Source organism: Streptomyces sp. NPDC030798 (assembly GCF_055572275.1).
Genome location: NZ_JBVIDR010000007.1, coordinates 145,730 through 171,593 on the forward strand (window position 1 = coordinate 145,730; position 25,864 = coordinate 171,593).

23 protein-coding genes, 1 tRNA gene and 1 pseudogene are annotated in these 25,864 nt (G+C 72.7%); 13 read left to right on the forward strand and 12 right to left on the reverse strand.

Annotation, left to right across the window (positions count from 1 at the left end):
• Nucleotides 1–20 precede the first annotated feature (20 nt).
• Nucleotides 21–1,190 (reverse strand): acyl-CoA dehydrogenase family protein, encoded by a 1,170-nt coding sequence (locus ACZ404_RS17960; RefSeq protein WP_468440881.1) that lies wholly within the window; start codon nt 1,188–1,190, stop codon nt 21–23.
• On the reverse strand, nt 1,190–2,329 hold the full coding sequence (locus tag ACZ404_RS17965) for an acyl-CoA dehydrogenase family protein (RefSeq protein WP_468441371.1): 1,140 nt from the start codon (nt 2,327–2,329) through the stop codon (nt 1,190–1,192). The genes ACZ404_RS17960 and ACZ404_RS17965 overlap by 1 nt, the downstream gene beginning before the upstream one ends.
• A gap of 66 nt (nt 2,330–2,395) precedes the next feature.
• Here ACZ404_RS17965 and ACZ404_RS17970 point away from each other — a divergent pair, with 66 nt between their 5' ends.
• The 3 genes from ACZ404_RS17970 to ACZ404_RS17980 are packed head-to-tail and all read left to right on the forward strand — an operon-like array spanning nt 2,396 to nt 4,986.
• Nucleotides 2,396–3,181 carry an SDR family oxidoreductase gene (locus ACZ404_RS17970; protein ID WP_468440883.1) on the forward strand — a complete coding sequence of 262 codons (786 nt, stop codon included), beginning with the start codon at nt 2,396–2,398 and terminating at the stop codon, nt 3,179–3,181.
• A 15-nt stretch (nt 3,182–3,196) separates the two neighbouring features.
• Nucleotides 3,197–3,808 (forward strand): TetR/AcrR family transcriptional regulator, encoded by a 612-nt coding sequence (locus ACZ404_RS17975; protein WP_468440885.1) that lies wholly within the window; start codon nt 3,197–3,199, stop codon nt 3,806–3,808.
• A gap of 17 nt (nt 3,809–3,825) precedes the next feature.
• Entirely contained in the window at nt 3,826–4,986 is a 1,161-nt protein-coding gene (locus tag ACZ404_RS17980) for an acetyl-CoA C-acetyltransferase (RefSeq protein ID WP_468440887.1), read from the forward strand.
• A gap of 153 nt (nt 4,987–5,139) precedes the next feature.
• Here the strand turns inward: ACZ404_RS17980 and ACZ404_RS17985 are convergent, their stop codons facing one another.
• The 4 genes from ACZ404_RS17985 to ACZ404_RS18000 are packed head-to-tail and all read right to left on the reverse strand — an operon-like array spanning nt 5,140 to nt 8,536.
• Nucleotides 5,140–6,204: an NAD(P)H-dependent flavin oxidoreductase gene (locus ACZ404_RS17985; RefSeq protein ID WP_468440889.1), complete on the reverse strand. Its 1,065-nt coding sequence runs from the start codon at nt 6,202–6,204 to the stop codon at nt 5,140–5,142.
• The gene (locus tag ACZ404_RS17990) at nt 6,204–6,947 is read right to left on the reverse strand and encodes a CoA-transferase subunit beta (protein WP_468440891.1); all 744 of its coding nucleotides are present in this window, start codon (nt 6,945–6,947) and stop codon (nt 6,204–6,206) included. Before ACZ404_RS17990 ends, ACZ404_RS17985 begins: the two co-directional genes overlap by 1 nt.
• Nucleotides 6,944–7,792 carry a CoA transferase subunit A gene (locus tag ACZ404_RS17995; RefSeq protein ID WP_468440893.1) on the reverse strand — a complete coding sequence of 283 codons (849 nt, stop codon included), beginning with the start codon at nt 7,790–7,792 and terminating at the stop codon, nt 6,944–6,946. The genes ACZ404_RS17990 and ACZ404_RS17995 overlap by 4 nt, the downstream gene beginning before the upstream one ends.
• Entirely contained in the window at nt 7,793–8,536 is a 744-nt protein-coding gene (locus ACZ404_RS18000) for an enoyl-CoA hydratase family protein (protein ID WP_468440895.1), read from the reverse strand.
• Between the two features lie 100 nt (nt 8,537–8,636).
• Here ACZ404_RS18000 and ACZ404_RS18005 point away from each other — a divergent pair, with 100 nt between their 5' ends.
• Nucleotides 8,637–9,485, forward strand: coding sequence for an SDR family oxidoreductase (locus ACZ404_RS18005; RefSeq protein WP_468440897.1), 849 nt, complete (start codon nt 8,637–8,639; stop codon nt 9,483–9,485).
• Nucleotide 9,486: 1 nt separating this feature from the next.
• A complete protein-coding gene (locus ACZ404_RS18010; RefSeq protein WP_468440899.1) occupies nt 9,487–10,398 on the forward strand; it encodes an SDR family oxidoreductase in 912 nt (303 codons plus the stop codon).
• A gap of 25 nt (nt 10,399–10,423) precedes the next feature.
• Here the strand turns inward: ACZ404_RS18010 and ACZ404_RS18015 are convergent, their stop codons facing one another.
• Nucleotides 10,424–10,891 (reverse strand): MarR family winged helix-turn-helix transcriptional regulator, encoded by a 468-nt coding sequence (locus tag ACZ404_RS18015; protein ID WP_468440901.1) that lies wholly within the window; start codon nt 10,889–10,891, stop codon nt 10,424–10,426.
• Nucleotides 10,892–11,009: 118 nt separating this feature from the next.
• Here ACZ404_RS18015 and ACZ404_RS18020 point away from each other — a divergent pair, with 118 nt between their 5' ends.
• Nucleotides 11,010–12,449 (forward strand): MFS transporter, encoded by a 1,440-nt coding sequence (locus ACZ404_RS18020; protein ID WP_468440903.1) that lies wholly within the window; start codon nt 11,010–11,012, stop codon nt 12,447–12,449.
• A gap of 82 nt (nt 12,450–12,531) precedes the next feature.
• Here ACZ404_RS18020 and ACZ404_RS18025 read toward each other — a convergent pair whose 3' ends face one another.
• Complete coding sequence (locus tag ACZ404_RS18025; RefSeq protein WP_468440905.1) at nt 12,532–13,413, reverse strand: hypothetical protein; 882 nt, start codon at nt 13,411–13,413, stop codon at nt 12,532–12,534.
• Between the two features lie 140 nt (nt 13,414–13,553).
• On the opposite strand from ACZ404_RS18025, the gene ACZ404_RS18030 reads away from it, so the two are divergent.
• The 3 genes from ACZ404_RS18030 (at nt 13,554) to ACZ404_RS18040 (ending at nt 17,414) form a co-directional block, all read left to right on the forward strand.
• A complete protein-coding gene (locus ACZ404_RS18030) occupies nt 13,554–13,904 on the forward strand; it encodes a chorismate mutase (RefSeq protein ID WP_468440907.1) in 351 nt (116 codons plus the stop codon).
• A gap of 80 nt (nt 13,905–13,984) precedes the next feature.
• The gene (gene pepN / locus ACZ404_RS18035; protein ID WP_468440909.1) at nt 13,985–16,465 is read left to right on the forward strand and encodes an aminopeptidase N; all 2,481 of its coding nucleotides are present in this window, start codon (nt 13,985–13,987) and stop codon (nt 16,463–16,465) included.
• A gap of 109 nt (nt 16,466–16,574) precedes the next feature.
• Nucleotides 16,575–17,414 (forward strand): SDR family oxidoreductase, encoded by an 840-nt coding sequence (locus ACZ404_RS18040; RefSeq protein ID WP_468440911.1) that lies wholly within the window; start codon nt 16,575–16,577, stop codon nt 17,412–17,414.
• 24 nt (nt 17,415–17,438) lie between these two features.
• On the opposite strand, the gene ACZ404_RS18045 is transcribed toward ACZ404_RS18040, so the two are convergent.
• Nucleotides 17,439–17,990 (reverse strand): GNAT family N-acetyltransferase, encoded by a 552-nt coding sequence (locus ACZ404_RS18045; protein WP_468440912.1) that lies wholly within the window; start codon nt 17,988–17,990, stop codon nt 17,439–17,441.
• A 380-nt stretch (nt 17,991–18,370) separates the two neighbouring features.
• On the opposite strand from ACZ404_RS18045, the gene ACZ404_RS18050 reads away from it, so the two are divergent.
• Together ACZ404_RS18050 and ACZ404_RS18055 are read left to right on the forward strand one after the other, a co-directional pair.
• Complete coding sequence (locus ACZ404_RS18050) at nt 18,371–19,729, forward strand: pyridoxal phosphate-dependent decarboxylase family protein (RefSeq protein ID WP_468440914.1); 1,359 nt, start codon at nt 18,371–18,373, stop codon at nt 19,727–19,729.
• Nucleotides 19,726–21,138, forward strand: a complete 1,413-nt coding sequence (locus ACZ404_RS18055; RefSeq protein WP_468440916.1) for a lysine N(6)-hydroxylase/L-ornithine N(5)-oxygenase family protein — start codon at nt 19,726–19,728, stop codon at nt 21,136–21,138. The genes ACZ404_RS18050 and ACZ404_RS18055 overlap by 4 nt, the downstream gene beginning before the upstream one ends.
• A gap of 55 nt (nt 21,139–21,193) precedes the next feature.
• Here ACZ404_RS18055 and ACZ404_RS18060 read toward each other — a convergent pair whose 3' ends face one another.
• Complete coding sequence (locus ACZ404_RS18060) at nt 21,194–22,996, reverse strand: bifunctional metallophosphatase/5'-nucleotidase (RefSeq protein WP_468440918.1); 1,803 nt, start codon at nt 22,994–22,996, stop codon at nt 21,194–21,196.
• Between the two features lie 229 nt (nt 22,997–23,225).
• Here ACZ404_RS18060 and pyk point away from each other — a divergent pair, with 229 nt between their 5' ends.
• A complete protein-coding gene (gene pyk / locus ACZ404_RS18065) occupies nt 23,226–24,662 on the forward strand; it encodes a pyruvate kinase (RefSeq protein ID WP_468440920.1) in 1,437 nt (478 codons plus the stop codon).
• A 7-nt stretch (nt 24,663–24,669) separates the two neighbouring features.
• Here the strand turns inward: pyk and ACZ404_RS18070 are convergent.
• Nucleotides 24,670–24,756 (reverse strand): annotated as a pseudogene (locus ACZ404_RS18070) (helix-turn-helix domain-containing protein); the annotation flags it as partial.
• A 248-nt stretch (nt 24,757–25,004) separates the two neighbouring features.
• Nucleotides 25,005–25,087 (reverse strand) — tRNA-Leu (locus tag ACZ404_RS18075).
• Between the two features lie 104 nt (nt 25,088–25,191).
• On the opposite strand from ACZ404_RS18075, the gene ACZ404_RS18080 reads away from it, so the two are divergent.
• On the forward strand, nt 25,192–25,848 hold the full coding sequence (locus ACZ404_RS18080) for an ANTAR domain-containing response regulator (RefSeq protein ID WP_468440922.1): 657 nt from the start codon (nt 25,192–25,194) through the stop codon (nt 25,846–25,848).
• The last annotated feature ends 16 nt before the right edge of the window (nt 25,849–25,864 follow it).

Genomic DNA, 25,864 nt, shown 5'->3' on the forward strand with positions numbered 1-25,864 from the left:
CAGGCGTGAGGCCGTCGCCGTCAGGCGGGGCCGAGAGCGTCCGCGAGGACCAGGTCCCGGCACTCCTGCGGGGTGCCCCAGGCCGAGCGCAGGGCGCGGGCCCGGGTCAGCCACAGCGACAGGTCGTACTCCGCCGTGTACCCGATCGCGCCGTGGAGTTGGAGCGCGGTGCGGGCGGTGGCGTACGCCGCCTCGCAGGCCCGCAGCTTGGCGGCGGCCACGTCCGCGGGACGCAGGGACAGCGCCGCACCGAAGAGCAGCGGCCGGGCGAACTCCAGGGCGGTCTTCGCATCGGCGAGCCGGTGCTTGACCGCCTGGAAGGAGCCGACGGGGACGCCGAACTGGGTGCGCCCGCGAACGTGTCCGACGGTCCGGTCGAGGAGGGCGAGCCCGACACCGAGGGCCTGGGCGGCGGTGGCCAGGCGGGCCCAGGTGAGCGCCTGCCCGGCGGCCACGGCGACCTGTGGTCCGGTGGCGAGGACTTCCCCGTCGGACGCGGCCGGGAAGAGCCGCCGGGCGGGATCGAGGGAGCGGCGCCCCGGGCCGGTGGGCGGGGGGACCAGGAGCAGTTCGGCGGCCGGGCCCTCCCCGGCGGCATACCGTGCTCCGGGCGGGCCGCCCCGCCCCGCCGGCGCGCCCGGCCTCGGGCTCCCTCCGGCCCCGTGCCGAGCTTCGCCCGGCTCGTCCCGTGGCGTCGGCGGGGCGTGGGGGCCGCCCGGGCTCGGGCTTTCTTCGGTCACGTCGCGGGAGCTGCCCGGGCCGCCGCGCGCTGTCAGCCGGATCCCGGCCGCTTCCGCGTCCAGGGTGTGCGCCGTGCCGAGGGTCAGCGTCGCCGGTGTCCCGCCCGACACCACCTCGGGCAGAAGCCGTTTCGCGGGCGCCGGATCCTCCAGCGCGGTGAGCAGGACCGCCGCGCCCACCGTCTCCGCGACCGGACCGGGCACCGCATGCCGGCCCAGCTCCACGCACGCCAGGGCCAGCTCCACCGGATGCCGCCCGACCCCGCCGTACGCCTCCGGGGCCGCCAGCCCGAACACCCCCGCCTCCCCCAGCCGCCGCCACAGTGCACGGCCGCTCGTGAAGTCCCCGCGCCCCCAGTCCCGTATGGCCGACGGGGTGTCCGCCGCCGTCAGCATCGCCTGCAGCGACTCGGCGAAGGCGCGCTGCTCGGTGTCGGGGAGGAAGCGCATCAGCGGCGTCCCTTCGGCAGGCCGAGCAGGCGCTCGGCGACGATGTCCCGCTGGATCTCGTTGGTGCCGGCGTAGATGGGCCCGGCGAGGGAGAAGACGTACCCCTCCGCCCACTCGGTGTCCGCCAACTCGCCCTCCTCAGCGAGGAGATCCAGCGCCGCCTCGTGCAGCGCCAGGTCGAGCTCGGACCAGAAGACCTTGTTCATGCTGGACTCCGGGCCGAGCGCGGCGCCGTCCAGGAAGCGGGAGGCGGCCGCGTAGGTGAACAACTGGTAGGCGCGGGCGGCGGTCAGCGCGTCGGCCACCTGCGCCCGGGCGTGCTCCGGGCAGCCCCGCGCCCGCCACAGGCGGAGCAGCCGGTCGGCGGAGGCGAGGAAGCGGCCGGGGGAGCGCAGGGTGAGTCCGCGTTCGTTGCCCGCCGTGGACATCGCGATCCGCCAGCCCTGCCCGGGTGCGCCGATCACGTCCTCGTCCGGCACGAACACGTCGTCCAGGAACAGCTCCGCGAACGCCGGTTTTCCGTCCAGGCGGCCGATCGGGCGGACGGTGACCCCCGGCGCCCGCAGGTCGAACATGACGTACGTCAGACCCTGATGCGGCTTGGGCGCCCCGGGGTCGCTGCGGAACAGGCCGAAGGCCCGGTCGGCGAAGGCCGCTCGCGAGGACCATGTCTTGTGCCCCCGCAGCAGCCAGCCGCCGTCCGTCCGCACGGCTCTGGAGGTGAGCGCGGCCAGGTCGGAGCCCGCCTCCGGCTCGGACCACGCCTGGGCCCAGATCACCTCCCCGCAGGCCATCGGCGGCAGCACACGCGCGCGTTGCTCCTCGGTGCCGTGGTCGAAGAGGGTCGGGGCGAGCAGGCTGATGCCGTTCTGACCGACCCGGCCCGGCGCGCCCGCCGCCCAGTACTCCTCCTCGAACACCAGCCAGCGCAGCAGGCCCGCGTCCCGGCCGCCGTACCGCTGCGGCCACGACACCACCGACCAGCGGTCCGCGGACAGCTCGGCCTCCCAGGCGCGGTGCGCCGCGAAGCCCTCGGCCGTCTCCAGGGAGGGCAGTGGCTCGCGCGGCACATGCGCCCGCAGCCAGGTGCGGGCCTCGGCCCGGAACTCCTCGTCGGCCGGGGCGTGGGTCAGGTCCACGGCTGCCGTCACCATCCTTCCCCGTGATTCTTCCCTAACAAGTGTTTGGTAGGTTAGCGTGGCCCCATGACAGGCGTCGAGAGCCCGGCGTACGTGCCCGGGCACGGGCTGCTGGCCGGCCGTACCGCCGTGATCACCGCGGCGGCCGGCACGGGGATCGGCGGGGCGACCGCGCGCCGCTTCCTCGAGGAGGGCGCGCGCGTCCTGATCAGCGACGCGCACACGCGCCGCCTGAAGGAGCACGAGGCCGAGCTCGGCCGCGAGTTCCCCGGCGCGGTGACCGCCGTGCCGTGCGACGTCACCGACGAGGCCCAGGTGCGGGCCCTGTTCGAAGCGGCCGAGGCCGCGCACGGCCGGCTGGACGTCGTCGTCAACAACGCGGGCCTGGGCGGCACCTCGGACCTCGTCGACATGACCGACGAGCAGTGGTCCCGCGTCCTCGACGTCACCCTGAACGGCACCTTCCGCTGCACCCGGGCCGCCCTGCGCGCCCTGCGGGAAACAGGCGGCGGAGTGATCGTCAACAACGCCTCCGTCGTCGGCTGGCGCGCCCAGGCCGGACAGGCCCACTACGCCGCCGCCAAGGCCGGGGTGATGGCGCTGACCCGGTGTGCCGCGATCGAGGCGGCCGCGTACGGGGTGCGGGTCAACGCGGTCGCCCCCAGCCTCGCCCTGCACCCGCACCTGGTGAAGGTGACGACGCCCGAGCTGCTGGAGGAACTGACCGCGCGCGAGGCCTTCGGCCGGTACGCCGAGCCCTGGGAGGTGGCCAACGTGATCGTGTTCCTGGCGTCCGGCTACTCCTCGTATCTGACGGGCGAGGTCGTCTCGGTGAGCAGCCAGCATGCCTAGGACCACAATGGGGGCGTGCCGACCAAGAAGAAGCCCCAGGTGACCGCCGCCGCCGAGCGCCGCCGCGAACTCCTCGACACCGCCGCAGAGGTGTTCGCCGAGCAGGGCTACAACGCCACCACCGTACGCAAGATCGCCGACCATGCGGGCATGCTCGCGGGCAGCCTCTACTACCACTTCGACTCCAAGGAGTCGATGCTGGAGGAGATCCTGCAGACCTTCCTCGACGAGCTCTGGGACGGCTACGACAGCGTGCTGGCCGCCGGACTCGGCCCGCGCGAGACGCTCGAGGCGCTGGTCACCGAGTCCTTCCGGGAGATCGACCGGCACCGCGCCGCCGTCGCGATCTACCAGAAGGAGAGCAGGCACCTGGTCGCGCAGGAACGGTTCACGTTCCTCGCCGAGTCACAGCGCAAGTTCGAGAAGGCGTGGCTGTCCACGCTGGAACGCGGGGTCGCCGCGCACGTCTTCCGCGCCGACCTCGACGTCCGCCTCACCTACCGGTTCGTCCGCGACACCGTCTGGGTCGCCGCGTCCTGGTACCGGCCCGGCGGACAGCACAGCCCCGAGGAGATCGCCCGGCAGTACCTGTCGATGGTGCTGGACGGGATCGCCGTACGCACGTAACCCAGTGGGGAGTCGCCATGGCCGAGGCCTACATCGTCGAAGCGGTCCGCACGCCCGTCGGGCGGCGCGGGGGAGGGCTCAGCGCGGTCCACCCGGCCGACCTGGGCGCGCATGTGCTCACGGCCCTGATGGAGCGGACCGGGATCGACCCGGCGGCCGTGGAGGACGTCGTCTTCGGCTGCCTGGACGCGGTCGGGCCGCAGGCCGGGGACATCGCCCGCACCTGCTGGCTGGCCGCCGGACTGCCCGAGGAGGTGCCGGGCGTGACCGTCGACCGGCAGTGCGGCTCCTCCCAGCAGGCCGTGCACTTCGCCGCGCAGGCCGTGCTCTCCGGCACCCAGGACCTGGTGGTCGCGGGCGGCGTGCAGAACATGTCGCAGATCCCCATCGCCTTCGCCACCCGGCAGGCCGCCGAGCCCCTCGGCTTCACCGAGGGCCCCTTCGCGGGCAGCGAGGGCTGGCGCGCCCGCTACGGCAGCCGGCCCGTCAACCAGTTCGCCGGCGCCGAGATGATCGCCGCCAAGTGGGGCATCAGCCGCGAGGACCAGGAGGAGTACGCCCTGCGCTCGCACCGGCGGGCGGTGTGGGCCATCGACACCGGCCGCTTCACCCGCGAGACCGTCCCCCACGGCGAGGTCACTGTGGACGAAGGCCCGCGCCGGGACACCTCCCTGGAGAAGATGGCCGCGCTCCGGCCCGTCCTCGACGGCGGCACCGTCACCGCGGCCTGTTCCTCCCAGGTCTCCGACGGCGCCGCCGCCCTGCTGCTCGCCTCCGAACGGGCGGTGCGGGAACACGGCCTGACCCCGCGCGCCCGCGTCCACCACCTCTCCGTGCGCGGCGAGGACCCCATCCGCATGCTCACCGCCCCCATCCCGGCCACCGCGCACGCCCTGAAGAAGACGGGCCTGACCATCGACGCCCTCGACCTCGTCGAGATCAACGAGGCGTTCGCCCCGGTCGTCCTCGCCTGGCTGAAGGAGACCGGCGCGGACCCGGAGAAGGTCAACGTCAACGGCGGCGCGATCGCCCTGGGCCACCCCCTCGGCGCCACCGGCGCCCGCCTGATGACCACCCTGCTGCACGAACTGGAGCGTACGGGCGGGCGGTTCGGCCTCCAGACCATGTGCGAGGGGGGCGGCCAGGCCAACGTGACGATCATCGAACGGCTCGGATGACCGAACGGGGGCGGCGGCCGGCCGCGCCGCCCCACCGCCGTGCCCCCGGTACGGGCGGAACTCGTGCTGCTCCGTGTCCATGTCCTCGGCTCCGCTCGCACAGGTGGCGCCCCGGTACCCCCCATGCGTCCCGGGGCCCACTGGTCCTCTCCGTCATGCGCGCAGCGAAGCACCGCCCTTCGCCAACGCGTCGACGACGTCCCCGGCCTGCGCCATCACCCGCTCCACCAGCTCCGCGCAGGACGGCAGATCCTCGATGACCCCGGCCACCTGCCCCGCCGCCATCACCCCCGCGTCCGTACGCCCGTCCACCATCGCCGACTTCAGCAGCATCGGCGTGTTCGCGGCCAGCAGCACCTGGCTCCAGGACAGCTCCCTGCCGTGCCGCATGGCCAGCCCGTCGCGGACCAGCCGGCGCCAGGTGAGGCCGGTGAGCCGGCGGAAGGCCGCCGCGTGACGCACGGCGAGGAGCAGCGCCCTCGCGCGGCCCGAGCCCTCCAGCGCGTCGACCAGGTCGGTGCGCAGCATGCGGTGGGGCAGGCCGTCGACAGCCCGGGTGACCGTGACGTCCCGCACCGTCGCCGCCAGATACCGCGCCTTCACCGCGTCCGGCACCGTCGAGTCCGAGGTCAGCAGGAACCGCGTCCCCATCGCCACGCCCGCCGCCCCGTACGCCAGCGCCGCCACCAGGCCCCGCCCGTCGAAGAAGCCGCCCGCCGCCACCACCGGTATCCGCACCGCGTCCACCACCTGCGGCAGCAGCACGCTGGTCGCCACCTCACCGGTGTGCCCGCCGCCCTCGCCGCCCTGCACGATCACCGCGTCCGCGCCCCACGCGGCCACCTTCTCGGCGTGCCGCCGCGCCCCGACGGACGGGATCACGACCACACCGGCCTCCTTCAGCTCGGTGATCAGCTCACGGGAGGGCGCCAGAGCGAAGGACGCCACCCGGACCCCCTCCTCGATGATCAGACGGACCCGGTCCCCGGCGTCCCCCGCGTCCGCCCGGAGGTTCACCCCGAACGGTGCGTCCGTGCGGGCCGCGACCTCGCGTATCGCCGCGCGCAACTGGTCGAGGGTCATCGTCGCGGACGCCAGGATGCCCAGCGCCCCCGCGTTCGCCGCCGCCGACACCAGGCGCGGGCCCGCCACCCAGCCCATCCCCGGCTGCACCAGCGGATGCCGGACCCCGGTCAGCCGGGTGAGCGCGGTCTCCATCAGCCCCGCACCCCCTCGGGGACCTCGCGCGCCCGGGCACCGTCCGGGTCGAGCACCTCGCGGATCAGGCGCAGCTCCTCTGCCGTCGGCTCCCGAGTCGCCGGCACCTCGTCCGGCACCACCGGCGCGAACCCCGTCGCCTCCCGCACCGCCGCGACGCTCACCCCCGGATGCAGCGAGGCCAGCCGCATCGAACGGTCGGGCGTGGCGAAGTCGAACACGCCGAGGTCGGAGACGACCCGGGGGATGCGGTGGAAGCGGGCCGCGCTCCCCAGCTCCGCCGCCCGGTCGTAGCCCACCCCGCACACCATGTCGACCCGCTCCACGAACACCCGCCGGGAGTGCCGAGGAACCCAGTAACTCGTCGGGTTGTTCAGCGTGTTGAGCGGCGCCCCGCGCACCCCGAGCAGCTGCCGCCGGGGCTGTTGCCAGTCGCCGATGCAGGAGATGTTCTGGTTGCCGTACCGGTCGAGCTGGCTCGCCCCCATCATCACGTGCCGCCGGCCTCCCGCCACCAGGGCCAGGTGCTGCCGGTAGGGCAGCCAGCCCTCCGGGGTGCCGTCCGGCCGCACCAGCAGCGCCTCGCCGTCGGTCAGCAGCAGGTCCGGTGCGAAGGTGAGCCGGGCCAGCCGCGCGCCCAGCGACGGGATCAGGCCCATCGGACTGGCGAGGATCTCCCCGGCGCCGCGCCAGGCGTCGGCGCAGGCGATCACGCAGTACTCGGCACGGGTCGCTCCCGTCATCGCCGCTCCTCCCGCCAGTCCCGCACCGCCGATGCGTACGCCTGCTCGTCCCCCGCGAGGAACCGCTCGGTGAACTTCGGCCAGGGCGTGGAGACGTACGCCCGCTGGAACTCCTCGTCCCGCCCGTAGTCGCCCGCGCAGGACGTGAAGTGCGCCCCGCTCGGCGCCTCGACGACGCCCGTCACGACATGCCGTTTGAGGAGCAGGGTCTGCGGGGCCGCCTCCTTCGTCAGCTCGGCCGTGTCCACGATCCGCTCGCAGGAGACGTACGCCGCGTCCGCCGCCTCGCAGAACAGGTCGTCGAAGTACGGATCCGGGCCCAGACACTGCCCGTTGCCGAGCCGGTCGGCGCGATTGACATGGACCAGGGCCGCGTCCAGCCGCAGCGCGGGCATGGCCACGAACGTCTCCCCGTCCTCGTACGGAGACGTGACCGTCCGCAGGCCGGGGTCGACCCGCATCACGTCCGAGCCGATCCCCGCCCGCACCGGCAGGAACGGCAGCCGGTGCGCGGCCGCGCGCAGCCCGGACAGGAACATCCCTTCGTCCACCTCCGTCAGCTGCAGGGCGCCCCGCTCGCGAGCCGCGCGATAGTGCGGTTCGAGCGGCACGGAGTCGAGCGTGACGAAGGCGGCGACCAGCTTCCGGATCCTCCCGGCGGCGGCCAGCATCCCGATGTCCGGGCCGCCGCACGACACCACCGTCAGATCGCCGATCCCGGACCGCAGCAGGGCCCTGACCAGTGCCATCGGCTTGCGCCGGGAACCCCAGCCGCCGATGCCGAGGGTCATGCCGCTCTCCAGCCGCGCCACCACCTCGTCGGCGGTCATCGTCTTGTCGCCCACCTACGCCCCCTCCTTTCCGAACGTGTCCCGGACCCGGTCGGCCACCCCGCTCACGGCCGCCTCGAAGGTGAAGCCCTGCTCGAACCGGTAGCTGCGGCGCACATCCACCGGATCGATGCCGTTGAGCGCCGCCTTGGCCAGGCGCAGCAGCTCCCCGTCCTTCGCGGCGATCTCCCGGGCCAGCTCCAGCGCAGCCGCCGGCAACCGGTCGCGCGCCACCACCCGCCACACCGAGCCGTGCGCGTGCAGCTCGGCGGCGCTCACCGTGCGCGCCGTGTAGTACAGCGCCCGCATCAGGTGCTGCGGGACCAGCCGGGCCAGGTGCGTGGCCGCACCCAGCGCGCCCCGGTCCAGCTCGGGCAGCCCGAAGGTGGCGTCCTCGCTCGCCACGATCGCATCCGCGTTCCCCGCCAGGCCTATCCCGCCGCCCAGGCAGAATCCCTGCACCGCCGCGATCACCGGCACCGCGCACTCGTACACCGCCGCGAAGGCCTCGGCGCAGCCGCGGTTGGCGCCGATCAGCGCCGCGTGACCGTCGGCCTGTATCTCCTTGATGTCCACGCCCGCGTTGAACCCGCGGCCCTCGGCGGCGAGCACCACGCACCGCACGCCGGGGTCGCGGCCCGCCGCGCGCACGGCCTCGGCCAGGGCGGACCAGCCGTGCACCGGCAGCGCGTTCACCGGCGGGAAGTCGACGGTGACGACGGAAATCCCCTTTTCCGGGGCCGACAGGGAGACACCCATGGACGCATCAGCTACCTTCGCACTCAACGCCTTTCCACCAAACATTTGTTAGGTGTGAGGCTTCGAAGCTAGCAGCCGCCGAAGACGAGCGGGAGGGCCTGTGGAAAACTCCGGGGCAGCGCCTGTGGGCAACTCGCTGCGTGGCAGAACCGTCCTCGTCACCGGCGGCACCCGCGGAGTCGGGGCCGGTATCGCACGCGCCTTCGCCCACGCCGGCGCCCGGGTCCTCACCTGCGCCCGCCGCGTCCCTGAACAGCCGGTCGACGGCGTGGAGTTCACCCCGCTCGACCTGCGCGACCCGCCCGCCGTCCGCGCGTTCTTCGCCGGCCTGCCCCGGCTCGACGTCCTCGTCAACAACGCGGGCGGCACCCCGCACCGCCTCCTGACCGAGGCCGAGGCCGAACGGCACGCCCGGGTCGTCGAACTGAACCTGATCGCGCCGCTGACCGCGTCCCTCGCGGCGTACGAGCACCTGCGGCGGGCCCGCGGCTCGGTCGTGATGATCGGCAGCGTCAGCGGCACCCGGCCCTCGCCCGGTTCGGCGGCCTACGGCGCGGCCAAGGCGGGGCTGGCCGGCCTGGCCGCCTCCATGGCCGTCGAATGGGCTCCGGAGGTCCGCGTCAACACACTGGTCGTCGGCATGGTGGGCACCGAGCTGTCCCACCTCCACTACGGCGGCCCGGACGGCGTCGCCGCCGTCTCCCGCACCGTCCCGCTCGGCCGGCTGGCCACCCCGGCCGACGTCGGCGCGGCCGCCGTGTTCCTCGCCTCCGACGCGGCCGCCTACATCAGCGGGGCGAGCCTGCTCGTCCACGGGGGCGGCGAGCGCCCCGCCTTCCTGGACGCCGCGACGGCCGGTGCGGACACCGGCGTGAAGGCCGCTCCCGGGGCCGGCGCAACCGCCGACGCGGCCGCCCTCGCCCAAGCCCCCGCCGACAAGGAGACCTGACATGAGCGGAATCTGCACCGGCCGCGTCGTCGCAGTCACCGGCGCCGGGCGAGGACTGGGCCGCGCCCACGCCCTCGCCTTCGCCGCCGAGGGCGCGCGGGTCGTCGTCAACGACCTGGGGGTCGCACTGGACGGGGCGCCCGGCGCCGACAGCCCCGCCGAGTCGGTCGTCGCGGAGATCCGGCGGGCCGGCGGCCAGGCGGTGGCGCACGGCGGCGACATCGCGACCACCGACGGCGCCGCCTCGCTGATCCAGGCCGCCCTCGACACGTACGGCCGGCTCGACACCCTCGTCAACAACGCCGGGTTCCTGCGCGACCGCATGCTCGTCAACCTCGACGAGGACGACTGGGACGCCGTCGTCCGCGTCCACCTCAAGGGTCACTTCCTGCCCCTCAGACACGCCGCCGCACACTGGCGGGCCGAGGCCCGGGCCGGCCGTGCACCGGTGGCCCGGATCGTCAACACCAGCAGCGGAGCGGGCCTGCTGGGCTCGGTCGGGCAGGGCAACTACAGCGCCGCCAAGGCCGGGATCGTCGGGCTCACCCTGGTCGCGTCGGCCGAGCTGGCCCGGTACGGCGTCCAGGTCAACGCCATCGCCCCGGCCGCCCGGACCCGCATGACGGAACGCGCCTTCGCCGAGACCATGGCGGCCCCGGCCGCCGGCTTCGACGCGATGGCGCCCGAGAACGTCTCGCCCCTGGTGGTCTGGCTCGGCTCCGCCGCGTGCGCCGGCGTGACCGGCCGCGTGTTCGAGGCGGAGGGCGGCCGGATCACCGTCATGGAGGGCTGGCGCCCTGGTCCCAGCACCGACAGGCAGGCGCGCTGGAGCCCGGCGGAGGCGGGGGAGACGGCACGGAAGCTGCTGGCGCGCGCCGAGCGGCCGGGGGCGGTGTACGGGGCCCGGGAGTAGGCCGGTTCAGCGGGAGTGGGCCGGTTCAGCCCGTCAGCCGGGCGGTGGCCGCGCGCTGCCGTTCGCTCATCACCGAGAGGAAGCGGGTCACCGTCGCCAGTTCCTGCGTGCTGAACGCCTCGCAGGCCTCGACGATGTCACGCGCCCAGTCCTCGAAGAACTCGGCGAGCTCGGCGAGTTTGGCGTCGTTGAGCTCGACCAGCACCCGGCGTCCGTCCGTCGGGTGCGGGACCCTGCGGACGAAGCCCTTGGCCTCCAGGCGGTCGAGAAGGCCGGTGACGGAGGCGGGGGCGAGCCCGGTGAGACCGGCCAGCTCCTTGGCGGTGAGCGGGCCCTGCCGCTGGAGGTAGTCGAGCGTCTTCTCCTCGGTCGCGTTCAGCCCCTGCTTGGCGGCGATCGCCGAGTGGAACATGACCGTGACCGCGCTGTGCGCCCGGCCCACCTCCATGAGCTGCCGCAGGGTCTCGGCCCGCTTGTCGTCCGCCTCGCTCATGGCACCAGGCTAGCAAAAATTTCGTTCGGACGAACTAACCACTTGCGGCCGGTGGCGCTCGGTGCAATCGTTTCGTTAGGCCGAACGAAATAAATGCGACGACGACCGGGGGACCTCCATGTCCGCGACACTCACCACAGACCCGCCCGCCACCGCCGAGCCGTATCCACGCCGCTGGGCCGCCGCCGTCGTGATGATGGTCGCGGAGCTGATGGACCTGCTGGACGGCACGATCGTCAACGTGGCACTCCCGTCCATCGGCCGCGAACTGCACGCCTCGCCGAGCGAACTGCAATGGACGGTCTCCGCCTACCTGCTCGGCTTCGCCGCCGCCCTGATCCTCTCCGGCCACCTCGGCGACCGCCTCGGCCGCCGCACCCTCTTCCTCGTCGGAACCGCCGGCTTCGGACTGGCCGGCCTCGCCTGCGGCATCGCCCAGACGCCCGCACAGCTGATCGCCGCACGGGCGGTGCAGGGCGTCCTCGCGGCCGTGCTGGTGCCCCAGGTGCTCGGCTCGTTCCGCACGCTGTTCCAGGGCAAGGAGCGCGGAGCCGCGTTCGGGATGTACGGCGCCGTCGCAGGGTTCGCCTCGGCGATCGGGCTGCTGCTCGGCGGAGTGCTCACCGACGCCGACCTGTTCGGCTGGGGCTGGCGCTCGGTCTTCCTGGTGAACGTGCCGATCGCCGTCGTGACCTTCGTGGGCGGGCTGCTGCTGGTCCCGGCCACGCGGGAGCGGTCGGCGGGCCGGCCGGACGTGCTGGGCAGCCTGCTGCTGGCGGGCGGCCTGGTGGCGGTCGTGCTGCCCCTGGTCCAGGGTCGCGAGAACGGCTGGCCCCTGTGGGGCTGGCTCTGCCTCGCCGGCGGGATCGTCGCGGTCGCCGGGCTGGGACTGTACGAGGCCCGGCGGCGCCGGCCCGGCACGGTGCCGCTGCTGCCGGCGCGCGCCTTCGGGCTCCCGGCGTTCTCCGTGGGCGTCCTGGTCCAGCTGCTGTTCTCCCTCGGCATGCAGGGCTTCTTCCTGGTGTTCGCGCTCTGGCTGCAGGGCGGGCAGAGGTACACGCCGATGCAGGCCGGGCTGGTCACCGTGGCCTTTTCGGTCGGCGGCTTCCTGACGGCGCCCGCGGCGGACGGACTCGCCGTGAAGTACGGCCGGACGGTGCTCGGCGCCGGGGCGCTGATGATGGCGGCCGGCTTCGGCTGGGTGTGGAGTGCCGTGCACGGAGCGGGCGCCGTGCACACCGGAGCATGGCCGCTGGTGCCGGGGCTGGTGGTCGCCGGAGCGGGGCTCGGTTTCCTGGTGGTGCCGCTGGTGAACGTGGTGCTGTCGGCGGTGCCGGGGGATCTGGCCGGTGCGGCGTCCGGGATCTTCTCCACCGCTCAGCAGTTCGGAGGAGCGCTGGGAGCGGCGGTCGTCGGCACGGTGTTCTTCGGGCACGTGGGGGAGGGATTCGGCGCAGGTCTCACCGCCGCGATGCCGTGGGTCGTGGGCTCCTTCGTGGTGTGCGGGGCGCTGTGCGCCGCTCTGCCCCGGCGGGCGGTGGCCGGGCACGCGGACTGACCTGCCGCACCGGCCCGTGCGACAAGCCCAGGGTCTTTCGTTCGGACCAGGCCGGATCAGGGCGTGATCCGAACGAGAGGCCCTAGGTGTCGCACTCCAGCACCGTCCGGCACAGCCCGCACCGTGCCCGCACGCGGCCCCGCACCGGCACCCTGATCCGCTGGTGGCAGGTCGGGCACGGGAAGGACACCCGGAGGCTGCCGCCGCTGTCGCAGGTGAAGGCGTACGACGCCGTCGGCTGCACCCCGGCGACGTGGCGCCGGTCGTGGGCGTAGCGGCGGCGCCCCGCCCAGCCGGCCGCCGTCAGCGGAGGCTGCTGCTCGTCGCGCCGGGCCCGGTCCCTGCCCTTGACGTACGCCGTGTAGGCCTGCGGGCTGGTGAACCACAGGGAGGGATCCTCATGGAACAGCGCGGACCGCTTGGCGAGGACGTACCCGAATTCCTCCGGGGTGAGATAGCCGAGCTTCTGGGACGACGCCCCGTCCTCCCGGTAGGCGTCCAGCAGCAGCCAGCCCGCGCCCAGGTAGGTCGTCACCGTGTCCGTGAGGATCTCGTTCTCCGCCGTGGTCGGGAAGGTGAGGCCGAGACGGTGCAGGTAGACGTGCGCGACCTCGTGGGCCAGGGCCGCACCGATGTCCCTGCGGTGGGTGCGGAAGCGGTCGTTCAGCTCCACGAAGTACTCGGGCCCCGCCGCCAGTTCCACGTTCGCCGCGTGGGTCATCTCCCGGAAACCGACGATCAGCCGCGCGTCCGGCAGCCGGAAGTGCCGCACGATCTCCCGGGCCACGCGCTGCGCGCCCAGATGCAGGTCGTCCGTGTCGCAGAACGTCACGTCCGCCGGGGCCACGCTGCCGGCGAAGGTCTGGACGATGTCGTACGACAGCCGCCTGTACAGCGCGGTGACGGCGGCCCGCACCGTCTCCAGATGCGGGTAGCCGTGCTCGACCGGTCCGCCGTCCGCCACGTCCGACCCCCAAAGACGCCTGGAACTTCCTTCCACTGTAGGCGGGCCCGACCGGATTTTCTGCGGACGCGGAGCGAAGCCTGACCGCATGCCGAACAGCTCATGATCGGCACCCGCCGCTGCCCTTAGGGTGGGCGCCCATGACCATCAGCAACACCGGTAACGGGGACGTCGACCCCGCGGTCCGCCAGGAGCTCGAACGGCTGCGCGAGAGCATCGACAACATCGACGCCGCCGTCGTCCACATGCTCGCCGAGCGCTTCAAGTGCACCCAGCAGGTCGGCCGGCTCAAGGCGGTGCACCAGCTGCCGCCCGCCGACCCCGCCCGCGAGGCCCGGCAGATCGAGCGGCTGCGCACCCTCGCCGAGAACGCCCGGCTCGACCCGGCCTTCGCCGAGAAATTCCTCAACTTCATCATCGCCGAGGTCATCCGGCACCACGAGCGCATCGCCGGGGACACCGCCAACGGACAGGCCCCGTCGGGAGACTGACCCGGGCGCACGGGGTGGACATAAGCCGTGTAACGGCCCACCCCTGTGCGCTGTCAGTCCGATCAGGCAGCATGGCCTGCATGTCCGTCATCACGCGCGACGAAGCGCAGCTGCGAGCAGAGTTCCTCGACGTCCACCGCTACACCGTCGAGCTCGACCTCACCACGGGGGACGACACCTTCGACTCCCGCACCGTGATCACGTTCACCGCGCGGTCCGACGGGGACACGTTCGTCGAGCTGAAGCCCGCCGAGCTGCGCTCCGCCACCCTCGACGGACAACCCCTCGACCCCGAGACCCTGCACGAGGACCGGCTGCCGCTGAAGAACCTCACCGCGGGCAGGCACGAACTCCGCTTCGACGCGGCCATGCGCTACTCCCGCACCGGTGAGGGCATGCACCGCTTCACCGATCCCACCGACGGCGAGACCTACGTCTACACCCAGATGTTCCTGGACGACATCCAGCGCGTCTTCCCCGCCTTCGACCAGCCCGACCTCAAGGCCGTCTTCGACCTCACCGTCACCGCCCCCGAGGGCTGGACCGTCCTCGCCAACGGCATCACCGAACACCTCGGCGGCGGCCGCTGGCGGGCCGCCCCGACGCCGCTGATCTCCACCTACCTCGTCGCCGTCGCCGCCGGCCCCTGGCACTCCGTGCGCACCGAGCACCGCGGCCTGCCCTTCGGCATCCACTGCCGCCGCTCCCTCGCCCCGTACCTCGACGCCGACGCCGACGAGATCCTCGACGTCACGCGCGCGTGCTTCGACCGCTACCACGAGAAGTTCGAGGAGCCCTATCCCTTCGACTCCTACGACCAGGCGTTCGTCCCCGAGTTCAACGCCGGCGCCATGGAGAACCCCGGACTGGTCACCTTCCGCGACGACTTCGTCTACCGCTCCGCCGTCACGGACACCGAGCGGCAGACCCGCGCCATGGTCATCGCCCACGAGATGGCCCACATGTGGTTCGGCGACCTCGTCACCCTCAAGTGGTGGGACGACATCTGGCTGAACGAGTCCTTCGCCGAGTACATGGGCTACCAGACCACCCTCGAGGCGACCCGCTTCACCCAACCCTGGGTCGAGTTCGGCGTCACCCGCAAGTCCTGGGGCTACGACGCCGACCAGCGCCCCTCCACCCACCCCGTCGCCCCCGACTCCGTCGACGACACCGCCGCCGCCCTGCTCAACTTCGACGGCATCTCCTACGCCAAGGGCGCCTCCGCGCTGCGCCAGATCGTCGCCTGGCTCGGCGAGAAGGACTTCCTCGCCGGCATCAACATCCACTTCAAGCGGCACCGGTTCGCCAACGCCACCCTCGCCGACTTCATCGACTCCCTCGCCGCGGCCACCGAACGCGACGTGCACGCCTGGGCCGACGCCTGGCTGCGCACCACCGGAGTCGACACCCTCACCCCGGTCATCGAGTCCGCCGACGGCACCTGCACCCTCACCGTCGACCGCGCCGGCAGCCGCCCCCACCGCGTCACCGCCGGCCTCTACGACCACGACCTCACCGACGAGGGCCGCCTCACCCTGCGCGAACGCATCGGCCTCGACGTCCCCCACGGCGCCCCCCAGCCCATCGGCAAGCGCCCCGCCCTGCTCCTGCTCAACGACGGCGACCTGACCTACGCCAAGGTCCGCTTCGACCCCGAGTCCTTCGCCGCGATCCGGGGCGGCCTCGCCGGCCTGCCCGACCCGCTCACCCGCGCGGTCGTCTGGAACGCCCTCCGGGACGCCGTCCGCGACGGCGAACTCCCGCCCGGCGCCTACCTCGACACGGCCCGCGCCCACCTCCCGCTGGAGACCGACCTCGCCATCGCCGAGGGCGTCCTCGCCTTCGCCTCCGCCCACATCGCCGACCGCTACCTGCACCCCGAGGACCGCCCGGCCGCGCTCGCCACCCTCAGCTCCCTCTGCCGCGACCTGCTGCGCCGCACCGAGGACGGCGACAACCCCGGCCTGCGCCTGATCGCCGTACGGCACTTCATCGACGTCGCCGCCCACCCCGAGACCATCGCCGCCTGGCTCGCCGACGGCACCGTGCCCGGCGGCCCCGAACTCGACCCCGAGCTGCGCTGGCGCATCCTCGGCCGGCTCGCCGTGCTCGGCGCCACCGACGAGGCCGCCATCGCCGCCGAACTCGACCGCGACCCCTCCGCCACCGGCCAGGAGGGCGCGGCCACCTGCCGCGCCGCGCTGCCCGACCCCGAGGCCAAGCGCACCGCCTGGGAGGCGATGTTCACCACCGACGACCTCTCCAACTACCTCTTCACCGCCACCGCGCGCGGCTTCTGGCAGCCCGAGCAGGCCGACCTGGTCCGGGACTACGTACCGCGCTACTACGAGGACGTCGTCGCGCTCGCCGCCCGCCGCGGCCCCGCCATCGCCGCCGCAGCCGGCCGCTGGGCCTTCCCGCACCACGCGGTCGACGCCGAGCACCTCGCCCTCGGCGAGGCCTGCCTGCGCGAGTCCGACCCGGTCGCCGCCCTGCGCCGCAGGCTCGCCGACGAACTCGACGACCTGGCACGGGCACTGCGCGTCCGGGGGGAGTAGGACCACAGGCCCAGGACCCGGCTGGTCCCTGCAGGCGATGCGGGGACCGGCCGTGCTGCCTAGGCTGCGGTGGGTCGGAGACGATCGACCGAGCCCTGGAGGCGAACCCGTGATCGTAGTGACCGGAGCCACCGGCAACGTCGGCCGCGCCCTCGTCCGCCGCCTGCTCGCCGCAGGCCGGCCCGTGCGCGCGCTGACCCGTGACCCGCAGCGGGCCGCACTGCCCGAGCAGGCGGAGGTCGTGCGGTTCCGGACCGACGAACCGGCCGCCCTGTTCGAAGGAGCCACCCGGCTCTTCCTGTACGCCCAGGCCGGCGCCGGGCAGACCGCCGCCCTGCTCGCCGCGGCCCGCGCCCACGGCGTGCGGCACGTCGTCCTCCTCTCCAGCGGCATCGTCAAGGAAGGCGCCGACCCCACCCACCCCATCCACGTCATGCACGCCACCGTCGAACAGCAGATCCGCGACAGCGGCCTGGCATGGACGTTCCTGCGGCCCAACGCCTTCGCCACCAACGCCCTGCAGTGGGTGCCGCAGATCCGCGCCGGGAACACCGTGCGCGGCGTTCACCCGGACGGGCTCAGCGCGCCCATCCACGAGGACGACATCGCCGCCGTCGCCGAGCGCACGCTGCTCGACCCCGGCCACGAGGGAGCCGTGCACCGCCTCACCGGACCGGAGGCGATCACCAACGCCGAGCAGCTCGCCGCGATCGGACGCGCCCTCGGCCGGGACCTGACGTTCGTCGAACTGCCGCCCGAGGCGGCCGGGCCCGAGCTGTTCCCGCACGTGCCGCCGCACCTGCGGGACGCGCTGCTGAAGACGATCGCGGACACGGTCGGGGTGCCCCCGGAGATCACCGACACGGTCGAGAAACTCACCGGCACCCGGGCCCGCACCTTCGCCCAGTGGGCCCACGACCACGCGGCGGACTTCCGGCCACAGCCATAGGCTCCGCCGGGAGGCCCTACGGGCTCAGCCGGCCCCCGCCCGCCGCAACTCCGCCCGGCGTACGCCCGCCTCGCGGGGGCCCGGGCGGCGGTTGCCCACCTCGGCCGGTGCCGGTGCCGGGGCGTACAGGGTGAAGCCGAGACGCTCCAGGAAGCGCTCGCCCGAGCGCCAGCCGGCCGGGACCGTCGCCGTGACCAGGGGCCGGTCGCCGGCCCGGGCCAGCAGGGACTCGGCCAGCGCACGGCCGAGCCCCCGGCCGCGCGCCCACGGCGCCAGCAGGAACAGGCCCACCGCCACCGCGCCGGGCCGCGGATGGTCCCGCACCGCGTCCACCAGGCCCGCGACCACACCGTCCCGCTCCAGCACCAGCAGCACCTTGTCGGCCTCGCTCGCGCCCTCCGGCAGCGAGTAGAACAGGCTCTGCACATCGCCCGGCCCCGACGGCAGCCCCGTGGCCGCCACGAACCAGTCCTCGCACTCCTCGAAGAGCGTCAGCAGCGGCCCCTCGTCGGCGGGACCGGGCTCACGCACCACCACCCGCTCACCGGGCACGTCGATCATCCACGCGTCAACCACCCGACCGACGGTAGCGCACCGCTCCAACGCGTTTTCCCCGTACGGCAGTACCCCCTTTCGGGTTCCGATCGTTGGGCTTTCCGGACGCGTGGCCCTCTTCCCGTACAAGCTGGAAGCCACCGGACACACGCCGCCGGCCACAAGCCGTCGGACACGAGCCACCGGCCACAAGCCCGGACACGAGCCACCGATCACGAGCCACCGGTCACAGCTCCGCACCGAACAGCCTCGCCTTCACGCACCGGACGCAAACCGTCGGCCACAAGCCACAAGCCACAAGCCACAAGCCACCGGCCACAAGCCACCGGCCACCGGCCACAAGCACCGCACAGCAGCCTCCGCACCGAACAGCCCTGCCCCCGCGCCCCGGAGGAGAGCCCATGAGCATGCCGCCCCTCGCCTCAGGACCCGACGGACCCGGAGCCCTCCGGCCCCTGCTGGACACCGTCCTCGACGCCCTCGCCGGCGGCGGCCGGGCCCGCGGCGGGCCGCTGCCGGCCGGCGGACCCCAAGCCGTCGCCGCGCGCATCACCGACGCCCTCGGCGACGTCCTGCCCGAGCACGGCGACCCCGACGCCCTGCGCACCCTCGTGCACGCCCTCGCCGAAGGCGCCGCCGACCCCGCCGACCCGCTCTGCGCCGGGCACCTGCACAGCCCCCCGCTCGCCGTCGCCACCGCCGCCGACCTCGCCGTCAGCGCCCTCAACCCCTCCCTGGACTCCTGGGACCAGGCCCCCGGCGCCGCCACCCTCGAAGCCGAGGTCGCCCGCGCCCTCGCCCAGGAGATCGGCCTCGCCGACGCCCTCGTCACCACCGGCGGCAGCGAGTCCAACCACCTCGCCCTCCTCCTCGCCCGCGAAGCCCACGGCGGCAGCGTCCAACTCGTCTGCGGCGCCAACGCCCACCACTCCCTGCCCCGCGCCGCCTGGCTGCTCGGCCTGCCCGACCCGGTCGTCGTCCCCGCCCCAGGCGGCACCCTCGACCCCGCCGCCCTCGACGCCGCCCTCACCGCCCTGCCCGGCCCCCTGCTCGTCGCCGCCACCGCCGGCACCACCGACGCCGGACTCATCGACCCACTGCCCGAGATCGCCGGCCTGTGCACCGCCCACGGCGCCCGCCTGCACATCGACGCCGCCTACGGCGCCGGCCTCGCCTTCAGCGACCGGCACCGGGAGAAACTCGCCGGCCTCCAGGCCGCCCACACCGTCACCCTCGACCTGCACAAACTCGGCTGGCAGCCCGCCGCCGCAGGCCTCCTCGCCGTCGCCCGCCCCCGCGACCTCACCGCACTCCACCACCGCGCCGACTACCTCAACGCCGAGGACGACACCGAGGCCGGACTCCCCGACCTCCTCGGCCGCGCCCTGCGCACCACCCGCCGCCCCGACATCCTCAAGATCGCCGTCACCCTCAGAACCCTCGGCCGCACCGGCCTCGGCACCCTGGTCGACCAGGTCTGCGCCCACGCCCGCGACCTCGCCGAACTCGTCCGCGAACACCCCGGCTTCGAGCTCTACGACCGCCCCGTCATCAGCACCGTCTGCTTCCGCCCCACCGGCGCGACCGACGACACCGTGGCCGACCTGCGCCGCAGACTGCTGCACGAGGGCCGCGCCGTCCTCGGCCGCGCCCGGCTCGACGGCCGCCTCTGGCTCAAGGCCACCCTCCTCAACCCCCACACCCGGCCGGACGAACTGGCCCAGCTCCTCAAACTCGCAGAAGGAACGACCCCCAGATGACCACCCCCCCACGCCACGCCCCCGACTCACCCCGCGACCTCGTCGGCATCGGCATCGGTCCCTCCAACCTCTCCCTCGCCGCCCTCGCCCACCCCCTCGCCGAACTCGACGCCGTCTTCTACGAACAGCGCCCCCGCTTCGACTGGCACCCCGGCCTCCTCATCGACGGCGCCACCATCCAGGTCCCCTACCTCGCCGACCTGGTCACCCTCACCGACCCCACCAGCCCGTGGAGCTTCCTCAACTACCTCAAGGCCCACGACCGGCTCTTCCCCTTCTACTTCGCCGAGCGCCACCACATCCAGCGCGCCGAGTACGACGCCTACTGCCGCTGGGTCTCGCAGCACCTCCCCGGGCTCCGCTTCAGCCACCAGGTCGACGGCGTCCGCTGGGACCCCGAACGCGACGTGTTCGAGGTCGACTTCACCCAACTCGACGCCGACGGCGAAGCCGAAGCACTCGGCCGCACCTACACCCGCAACGTCGTCCTCGGCATCGGCACCACCCCCTACGTGCCCGACCCCCTCAAGCCCCTCGCCGAGGCACCCGGCGTCCCCGTCGTCCACGCCGCCGACTACCTCGACCACCGCGACACCGTCCTCGCCGCCGGACACGTCACCGTCGTCGGCTCGGGACAGTCCGGCGCCGAAGTCTTCCTCGACCTGCTGCGCCACCGCCCCGCCGGCCGTGAACAACTCCACTGGATCGGCCGCACCGAGGCGTTCGCCCCCATGGAGTACTCCAAACTCGGCCTGGAGCACTTCACCCCCGACTACACCCGCTACTTCCACGCCCTCGCAGAACCCGTCCGCGACCGGCTGGTCCCCGCCCAGTGGCAGCTCCACAAGGGCATCGACTCCGGCACCCTCGCCGCCATCCACGACGAGCTCTACCGGCGCACCCTGCACGGCGGCTGGCCCGACGCCGTCCTCACCCCCGGAGTCCGCGTCCGCACCGCAGGCCGCGTCGCCACCACCAAGGTGGAACTCCACCTCGAACACCTGCAGCAGGGCAGCCGCACCCGCCTCACCACCGACGCCGTCGTCCTCGCCACCGGCTACCGCGAACGCCCCCTCGACCGCATCCTCGCCGGACTCGACCCCTACCTGCGCCGCGACAGCAGCGAACGCCCCCGCATCGACGAGGACTTCCGGCTCGCCCTCGACCCCGGCGTCATCGGCTCCGTCTACGTCCAGAACGCCGAACTCCACACCCACGGCGTCGGCGCCCCCGACCTCGGCCTCGCCGCCTGGCGCAGCGCCACCATCCTCAACTCCCTCACCGGAAAGGAGCAGTACCCCCTGCCCGCCCGCACCGCCTTCACCACCTTCGGACTCCAGGAACCGGCCCACCGGGTTCCGCACACCCGGCAGGCCCAGCACCTGACCCCGCTCGTCGACGGACGGTAACGGCACCGAGGACGCCGGCGGCTCCACCCCCGCCGGCGCCCCGCCACCCCGGCCTCTAGAACAGGGGCGTACCGTTCCGCGTCAGCCGCCAGTCCACCGACGCGAAGTCCTTCGGGTCCAGCACACCCTTCGCGGTCACCCACTCCGCGATCCGGGTACGGATCTCCGTCGACTCCGACCACAACTCCCTGGCCGAGGCCACATGCGGAAAGGCGCCACCCCCGTTCGCCCGGTAGTTGTTCACCGCGAAGACGAACTCCTGGGCGTCGTCCAGCGGGGCACCGCCGAACGTCAGGTTTTTGATCCGCGACCCGGCCGGCTGCGCGATGTCGATCTCGTACGACAGGCCGGAGACATAGTCGTAGTTGTAGTCCGGACGGCCACCCGCGTTCGTCAGCTGCTCCACGTCCACCACCGCGTCGGCGGCCGTCCGGACGTAGTACTGAGCCGAGTACTCCAGGTACGCCCGCACCTGCGCGCCCGTCATCAGCTTGGCGACCAGCGTGTTGTCGTACACGTACAGGCCCGACAGGTCCCGGATCGTCACGTCGCCCGCCGGGATCTGCGACGTGCGCGAGAACGGCGAGGCCTGTGCGAGCACCGGCAGCGCGGCATGCTCGGTGCCCGCCAGCGCCGCCCTGACCACGTCCTCCTGGACCTTCGTGATCAGATCGATGATCGGAGCGTCCTTGTACCGGGCCTCCACCGTCGTCAGCGTCTCGGTCGCGCGGCCCACCACCTGGTTGACGTACGCGACCACCTTCGCGTGCTCGTCCTGCAGCAACCGGGTGATCCTCGGGTCGTCCGCGACCGCGTTCGCGTTGCGCAGCGACGCCGAGACCGACTCGACCTCCCACCGGCCCCTGCGGAACACCAGCTCGATGTCGAACAGCGTCAGCCGCTCCGCGAAGCACAGCGGCTCCGACAGCACGACCGTCCTGCCCGTCCGCTCGTTGGTGACCTTCAGCTCCGGGATCTCCAGGTGCGCGTGCCCGACCAGGATCGCGTCGATCCCGGGCACCTGACGGGCCACATTGGCCGCCGCGTCCTCCACGTACGGCAACTGGTCACCGTACGACGACTTCCCGGACGTACCCGAGTGCGCCGACACCACCACCACATCGGCGCCCATGGCCCGCAGCTTCGGCACCCACTTCGCCGCCTGTTCCTCCAGGCCCGGGAACGCCAGCTTCCCCTGCACATACGCCTTGTCCCAGATGGCGATGCCCGGATTGGTCAGACCCAGTACCGCCACCTTCACCGGCGGCGCGCCAGGCACCCGGAACTTCTTGATCATGTACGGCGGGAAGGCCGGCCGCAGCGTCTTCGCGTCGACCGCGTTGGCCCCGAGCAGCGGAAAGTCCAGCTGCTCCTCGAACCGGCGCAGCGTCTCGATGCCGTAGTTGAACTCGTGGTTGCCGAGCGCCGCGGCGTCGTAGCCGATGGCGTTCATCGCCTGCGCCATCGGATGCACCGGACCACCCTCGGCGGTGATCGGGTCGACCTTCGCGTAGTAGTACGTCAGCGGAGTGCCCTGGATCGTGTCGCCGGCGTCCAGCAGCAGCGTGTTGCAGCGCCCCTTCTCCGCGCGCACCTGCTCGACCAGCGTCGAGATCCGGGCCAGGCCCTGCGCGTTGCCCGCCTTGTCGGAGTACTCCGCGTCCTTGAAGTAGTCCCAGTTGAAGACGTGCCCGTGCAGGTCGGTGGTACCCATGACGGTCAGCGCGTACCGCTTGCCGTGCTTCGTCTCCGGGTCCTGAGCCGCCTCGGCCGCCGGCGCCGCCGCCGCATGGGCGATCGCCGCTCCCGCCCCGGTCGCGGCGGTCTTCGTCAGGAACTTCCGGCGGTTCAAGGGCATCTCTCGGTCTCCTCCGGGAAAGGTCAACAACGCGCGTAGATTCTGACCCGTCCATGACCAGCTGCACCAGACCCGGAACGTTTCGATCGGGTGACCGGTTCGGGCGCGCTCGCTCAGAGGAGCGGACTGCCGCACACTTCAACCCTTGTCAACGACCCTTCACCCAAAGGTTGTTGAGCAGTCACGCGGCCCGGATTCTCTACCGGCGGGTAAGGCCTAGGCTCGAACCATGCGCCGAGCAAAGATCGTCTGCACCCTGGGACCCGCCACCGACTCCTACGCCCAGATCAAGGCACTGGTCGAGGCCGGAATGGACATCGCCCGGTTCAACCTCAGCCACGGCACCCACGCCGAGCACGAGGAGCGCTACCAGCACGTACGCAAGGCAGCCGACGAGACCGGCCGCAGCGTCGGCATCCTCGCCGACCTTCAGGGCCCGAAGATCCGCCTCGGCCGCTTCACCGAAGGCCCCGTACTCCTTGAACGCGGCGACACCTTCACCATCACCGTCGAGGACGGCGTCGAAGGCGACCGCCACCAGTGCGGGACCACCTACGCCGGCCTCGCCGACGACGTCACCCCCGGCGAACGCGTCCTCGTCGACGACGGCAAGGTCTGCCTCGAGGTCACCGCCGTCGACGGCCCCCGCATCCGCACCCGCGTCGTCGAAGGCGGCATGATCTCCGACCACAAGGGCCTCAACCTGCCCGGCGTCGCCGTCTCCGTCCCCGCCCTCTCCGAGAAGGACGAGGACGACCTGCGCTGGGCGCTCACCACCGGCTTCGACCTTGTCGCCCTCTCCTTCGTCCGCAGCGGCAAGGACGCCAAGGACGTCCACCGCATCATGGACGAACAGGGCCGCCGCCTCCCCGTCATCGCCAAGGTCGAGAAGCCCCAGGCCGTCCACAACATCGACGACATCGTCGCCGCCTTCGACGGCATCATGGTCGCCCGCGGCGACCTCGGCGTCGAAATGCCCCTCGAACAGGTGCCCATCGTCCAGAAACGCGCCATCAAGCTCGCCAAGCGCAACGCCAAGCCGATCATCGTCGCCACCCAGATGCTCGACTCGATGATCGACAACTCCCGGCCGACCCGGGCCGAGGCCAGCGACGTCGCCAACGCGGTCATCGACGGGACCGACGCGGTGATGCTCTCCGGCGAGACCAGCGTGGGCAAGTACCCGATCGAGACGGTCCGCACCATGGCGAAGATCGTCGCGGCCGCGGAGGAGGACATCCTCGCAAAGGGCCTGCCGCCCCTGACCGAACGCAACAAGCCCCGCACCCAGGGCGGCGCCGTCGCACGCGCCGCGGCGGAGATCGGCGACTTCCTCGGCGCCAAGTTCCTCGTCGCCTTCACCCAGTCGGGCGACACCGCCCGCCGCCTCTCCCGCTACCGCTCCCCGATCCCCCTCCTGGCCTTCACCCCCGAGCCGGCCACCCGCTCGCAGCTCAGCGTCTCCTGGGGCATCGAAACCTTCCTCGGACCCCACGTCGACTCGACCGACGCGATGGTCGACCAGGTGGACGAACTCCTCCTGAAGTACGGCCGCTGCCAAAGGGGCGATGTGGTCGTCATCACGGCCGGCTCCCCGCCCGGAGTCTCCGGCTCCACCAACCTGGTCCGCGTCCACCACATCGGCGAGGACGACAGCCCGAAGTAGCGGTGGCTCAGTGCTTGGGGCCCACGTGGACGTCCATCAGGGCTACGGAGGCTTTGCGGGCGACGGAGATGTTGAACGGGTCGCTGCCCCGAGCCGCCGTCGGAGTGGAAGAGCCCCCGGCGCCACGCGGTCCAGAGGGCGTGTGTCCAGTGGCCGACCGTGCCGAGCGGGACGTTCAGGCGTCGTGCAACGTCCGCGTTCCTTGCGCCGTCCCGGAGCGGCGTGAGGGCCTTCTGTCGCACTTGTGTGCTGTGACGGTTCATGTGGACACGCTGCGTGATCCGATACGACACGCAGCAGAAAGCGGAGAACCACGCGTACGTGATCCTCCGCTTTGGGAAGTGCCGGGTGCGGGATTCGAACCCGCAAGCCCTCACAGGCAGAGGTGTTTGAGACCTCCGTGTATACCGTTCCACCAACCCGGCGGGACTGGCTGCACGGAAGCATACCGGGTCACCATGGCTCCCCGCCCCTAGGTAGGCTGCATAGGCAGCAGTACCTGCCCCGCCCCGGACCAAGGAGCGCCCCCGTGACCGCCGAGTCGCCCCAGCCCGTAGACGCGCCCGACGACGACAAGTCGCACGTGCCTCCGCTGACGACCCGTGTCGTCATCGCCGAGGACGAGGCCCTGATCCGGCTCGACCTCAAAGAGATGCTCGAGGAGGAGGGGTACACCGTGGTCGGCGAGGCCGGGGACGGCGAGCAGGCCGTGGAGCTGGCCCGCGAGCACCGCCCCGACCTGGTGATCCTGGACGTGAAGATGCCCAAGCTGGACGGCATCTCCGCGGCCGAGAAGATTGCCGAGGAGTCCATCGCCCCCGTCCTGATGCTCACCGCCTTCTCGCAGCGCGACCTGGTGGAGCGGGCCCGCGACGCCGGCGCGATGGCGTATCTCGTGAAGCCGTTCAGCAAGAGCGACGTCGTCCCGGCGATCGAGATGGCCGTCTCCCGCTTCACGGAGCTGAAGCAGCTGGAGAAGGAGGTCGCCGACCTCACCCAGCGCCTGGAGACGCGCAAGCTGGTCGACCGCGCGAAGTCGGTCCTGCAGACGGAGTACGGGCTGACCGAGCCGGCGGCGTTCCGCTGGATCCAGAAGACGTCGATGGACCGGCGCATGTCGATGCAGCAGGTCGCGGAGGCGGTCATCGCGGACAGCGAGGAGAAGAAGTCCGCGAAGAAGGGCTGAGCCCGCCCGGACAGGA

Excerpts from the sequence above, each read along its gene's own strand:
- ACZ404_RS17985 (WP_468440889.1), bottom strand. The coding sequence starts at position 6,204 with ATGGAGACCGCGCTCACCCGGCTGACCGGGGTCCGGCATCCGCTGGTG.
- pepN (WP_468440909.1), top strand. The coding sequence starts at position 13,985 with ATGTCCGTCATCACGCGCGACGAAGCGCAGCTGCGAGCAGAGTTCCTC.
- ACZ404_RS18000 (WP_468440895.1), bottom strand. The coding sequence starts at position 8,536 with ATGGGTGTCTCCCTGTCGGCCCCGGAAAAGGGGATTTCCGTCGTCACC.
- ACZ404_RS17960 (WP_468440881.1), bottom strand. The coding sequence starts at position 1,190 with ATGCGCTTCCTCCCCGACACCGAGCAGCGCGCCTTCGCCGAGTCGCTG.
- ACZ404_RS18050 (WP_468440914.1), top strand. The coding sequence starts at position 18,371 with ATGAGCATGCCGCCCCTCGCCTCAGGACCCGACGGACCCGGAGCCCTC.
- ACZ404_RS18055 (WP_468440916.1), top strand. The coding sequence starts at position 19,726 with ATGACCACCCCCCCACGCCACGCCCCCGACTCACCCCGCGACCTCGTC.
- ACZ404_RS18020 (WP_468440903.1), top strand. The coding sequence starts at position 11,010 with ATGTCCGCGACACTCACCACAGACCCGCCCGCCACCGCCGAGCCGTAT.
- ACZ404_RS17970 (WP_468440883.1), top strand. The coding sequence starts at position 2,396 with ATGACAGGCGTCGAGAGCCCGGCGTACGTGCCCGGGCACGGGCTGCTG.
- pyk (WP_468440920.1), top strand. The coding sequence starts at position 23,226 with ATGCGCCGAGCAAAGATCGTCTGCACCCTGGGACCCGCCACCGACTCC.
- ACZ404_RS18060 (WP_468440918.1), bottom strand. The coding sequence starts at position 22,996 with ATGCCCTTGAACCGCCGGAAGTTCCTGACGAAGACCGCCGCGACCGGG.
- ACZ404_RS17980 (WP_468440887.1), top strand. The coding sequence starts at position 3,826 with ATGGCCGAGGCCTACATCGTCGAAGCGGTCCGCACGCCCGTCGGGCGG.
- ACZ404_RS18015 (WP_468440901.1), bottom strand. The coding sequence starts at position 10,891 with ATGAGCGAGGCGGACGACAAGCGGGCCGAGACCCTGCGGCAGCTCATG.
- ACZ404_RS18010 (WP_468440899.1), top strand. The coding sequence starts at position 9,487 with ATGAGCGGAATCTGCACCGGCCGCGTCGTCGCAGTCACCGGCGCCGGG.
- ACZ404_RS18030 (WP_468440907.1), top strand. The coding sequence starts at position 13,554 with ATGACCATCAGCAACACCGGTAACGGGGACGTCGACCCCGCGGTCCGC.
- ACZ404_RS17990 (WP_468440891.1), bottom strand. The coding sequence starts at position 6,947 with ATGACGGGAGCGACCCGTGCCGAGTACTGCGTGATCGCCTGCGCCGAC.